3 protein-coding genes are annotated in these 3654 nt (G+C 39.3%); all 3 read left to right on the forward strand.

Features of this window, described 5'->3' with window-relative positions:
- Positions 1 to 87: 87 nt before the first annotated feature.
- Genes CK510_RS27840 through CK510_RS27850 form a run of 3 tightly spaced genes read left to right on the forward strand, consistent with a single transcriptional unit; the run spans position 88 to position 3168 of the window.
- On the forward strand, positions 88 to 1842 hold the full coding sequence (locus CK510_RS27840) for a mechanosensitive ion channel family protein (RefSeq protein WP_095724737.1): 1755 nt from the start codon (positions 88 to 90) through the stop codon (positions 1840 to 1842).
- Positions 1843 to 1854: 12 nt separating this feature from the next.
- Positions 1855 to 2235: a lipopolysaccharide assembly protein LapA domain-containing protein gene (locus tag CK510_RS27845; RefSeq protein ID WP_095724738.1), complete on the forward strand. Its 381-nt coding sequence runs from the start codon at positions 1855 to 1857 to the stop codon at positions 2233 to 2235.
- A gap of 6 nt (positions 2236 to 2241) precedes the next feature.
- On the forward strand, positions 2242 to 3168 hold the full coding sequence (locus CK510_RS27850) for a mechanosensitive ion channel family protein (RefSeq protein ID WP_095724739.1): 927 nt from the start codon (positions 2242 to 2244) through the stop codon (positions 3166 to 3168).
- The last annotated feature ends 486 nt before the right edge of the window (positions 3169 to 3654 follow it).

The raw sequence follows: 3654 nt of genomic DNA on the forward strand, positions 1-3654 counted from the left end.
TTGTCAAGAAAAATTGCTAAATATATATTTTATTATTTAGAATAACTAGATTTATAGAACACTTTATTAAAAATAAAATATATTATTATGAAAATTAGCAAAAAATATTGCTTAAATAAATTCCTAATTGTCGCTTTGATGGTATTTATACTTGTCATTGGTTTGCCTTTTGCTTATTCCCAAGACAAAGCTCCACCCACTGATAAAGTTCCAGCAATTACTAAGCCAGCCGTGACTAAGATAGATGGCGCTCCTGTGGTATTAGGAGACCAAACATTATTTGTGATTAAAGTAGGTGTTGGCTCATTTTCAGCCGAAGAGCGATCGCAAGCGGTGACAAATAGAATAGAGACAATAGCCAAAGACCCCACGGTTCCTGTGAGTTCCTTAACAGTTTCCCAGCAGCTAAATACAACTAACATTTTATCTGGCGATAAAGTCATCTTCACAGTTACCAATGGTGATGGCAAAGCCGCAGGGAAAACAACTCAGGAATTGGGGGATGAATATGTCAAAACAATTAGTAGTAATATCATCAATTATCGAAAAGATAGAAGTTTAAAAAATATTTTATTTGGAGTTATATATACATTTATTGCTACGATTGTTCTTTGGATTGTGTTTAAGATTTTAAACCAAATATTCAATAGAATATTCAATTGGATTACTAATTGGCACGGACACCATATACCTGCTGTCAGTATTCAAAACTTTGAAATTCTGCCAGCATCACGAATCACCCATATCTTAAGTAGCCTTGTTAAGGCGATTCGCTTCGTGATAGTACTGGGAATTCTCTATATCTATACTCCATTAGTATTAAGCTTCTTTCCTTGGACTAGAAAAATTAGTACAAATTTGTTGAATTATTTCTTCTTAGCTTTAGAAGGTGGAGTACAGGGATTAATTGCTTATTTACCGAAGCTGATTGCCTTAGCCATAATTATTGTTTGTGCCTACTACCTAATTAAATTTATTCGACCTATTTTTAGAGAACTAGGTAATGGAAGCTTATCGTTGCCGGGGTTTTATCCAGAATGGGCAGAACCGACTTTTAAACTAGCATTATTCTTAATTGTCGCTTTAGCGTTAGTAGTGGCATTACCCTTTTTACCAGGGTTCGGTTCACCAGCGTTTCAGGGAATTTCAGTTTTCTTGGGTATACTATTATCACTCGGTTCATCGGCAGCTGTAGCGAATATTGTTGCCGGGGTGATTTTGATTTATACCCGCGCTTTTCGGATTGGCGATCGCATTAAGATTAACGATGCAATGGGTGATATTGTCGAAAAAACCTTGTTTGTCACTAGAATTCGCACAATCAAAAATGTGGTCATCACGATCCCCAATGGGACAGTGTTAACCAGCCAAATCACCAACTATAGTGCCCTAGCTCAAGATGCCGACTATTACCTAGTTTTGCATAGCACCGTCACCCTGGGCTATGATGTTCCGTGGCGAAAAGTCCATCATGTATTAACTGATGCAGCTCTGGCAACGTCCCACATCCTCAAAGAACCTGCCCCATTTATATTGCAAACCAGTTTAGATGATTTCTACGTGAGTTACGAAATTAACGCCTATACAAACCAACCCGCAATCATGGCGAGGATTTACTCAGAACTGCATCAAAATATCCAAGACAAATGTAACGAAGCAGATATTGAGATTCTTTCCCCCCATTATTCGGCAATTCGGGATGGAAATCAAATCACCATTCCCGAAAATTACTTACCCAAAGACTATCAAACACCGGGATTTCGTTTCTCTCCCCTCAAAAATTTATCTAATTCAACAAATGGAAAAGACGCAGAAACTCAGCCAGAACCAGAGATTGTTTGATGGAGATATCCCATGCGAACACTAGCACTACTTTCATTGTTGATTGCGATCGCAGCTGTGACTTTTGCCTTACAAAACTCAGCCCCCATCGCAGTCCAATTTTTAGGATGGCGTTCAGTGCATACCTCAATGGCGCTGGTACTCTTGATTACCTTTAGTTTTGGTGTTTTATTTGGCTTTATCGTCTCATTGTTTCCAGCCATCAAAAATATGAGAAAAAGGTCTGAATTGGCGCGGGAAGTCAAACAACAACAACATGAGAATGAAGAACTCAGTCGCCAACTTTCAGAGGCAACCCATCAAGTTGAAGTGTTACAAACTGCACAGCCACAACACTATTTATCTGAAGATACATCGTCAAATTACCCCTCAGATACCTCTACCAATTATTAGTATTATATGGACTTTGCAAATAACATTCAACATTGGCTAAAAGACCCAACGGTGGGAAAAATCATCCAAGTCTGCATTGGAATTTTAGTTATTACTCTCATTGTCCGCGCTTTAAGCAACTCTGTACCCCGCTACATCCAAGACAACGATACCCGCTATCACCTCCGTAAGACAATTAATTTCGTCGGTTATGGGTTGATTTTTCTGTTTACTGCCAGTATCTTCAGCGAAAACTTCCGCCAATTAACAGTCATTTTTGGGGTTATTGGTGCTGGTATTGCTTTTGCCCTCCAAGAGGTGATTGCCAGCTTTGCGGGGTGGGTTGCCATCTCTTTGGGGCAATTTTATAAACCTGGAGATAGGGTATTACTTGGGGGGATTCGAGGGGATGTGATCGATATTAGTATTCTCCGTACCACCATTATGGAGTGTGGCGACTGGGTAAAAGCTGACCTTTATAATGGACGTATTGTGAGAATTGCCAATAGTTTTGTCTTCAAGGAACCCGTATTTAATTATTCTGCCGACTTTCCCTTTGTTTGGGATGAAATTACTTTACCAGTAAAATACGGAAGCGATCGCGCTTTAACCAGGGCAATCATTCAACGAGTGGCAGATAATGTTGTAGGTGAGTACGTACCCCACGCCATAGGTAAATGGCAAAATATGGTACATAAGTATTTAATCGAAGATGCCAGAATTGAACCAACTGTGACATTAGTTGCTAATGACAACTGGATGGAATTTACATTAAGGTATGTAGTAGACTACAAGAAACGTCGAGGCAAAAAAGACGAGCTTTTCAGTGGCATTCTCGATGAAGTCGATCTAACAGAGGGTCGGGTAGCGATGGCTTCAAGCACTGTTCACTTAGTGGAAACACCCACATTCAATGTGAGATTAGCAAATAGTGATAATGGGTTTAAAGCTTAAATGGGTAGAAATCTCTTGACGGTGATTGTATATACTCCGAGCGGTTAGCTATTAGCCATTAGCGATTAGCTAAGAGTGTTCCAAGTAAAAAAGTGCCCAATTGTCATGCTGAATGGAGCGAAGCGCAATGAAGCATCTCTGTCTATTACATAGCGACTCAGGATCAACAGTTGGATCATTTATTTCTTGGATTACTCTAAAAGCTAACAGAACAAATCTTAACAGCCATTCGATAATTCCAATTTTGACCCGTTTTCAGTATAATAAACATCTGGTGAAAGTCAATTATGCCTTAGGGGCTTCCAGAAAATAAAATATCCAAATCGTATATTTATTTACCAACTCTTTTATACGTAAGGGTGGAGTCTCTCCACCCCTACAATATTGGGGGATTTATTTCTTGGTGTTCTAGAGAACTCCACAGAAAGAAATGCTCTTCGGTCATTCTGTAGCTTGCTACTTACAGAAGCCGCTTGCGCGTCTACC

This window comes from Brunnivagina elsteri CCALA 953 (assembly GCF_002289455.1).
Taxonomy (GTDB): domain Bacteria; phylum Cyanobacteriota; class Cyanobacteriia; order Cyanobacteriales; family Nostocaceae; genus Brunnivagina; species Brunnivagina elsteri.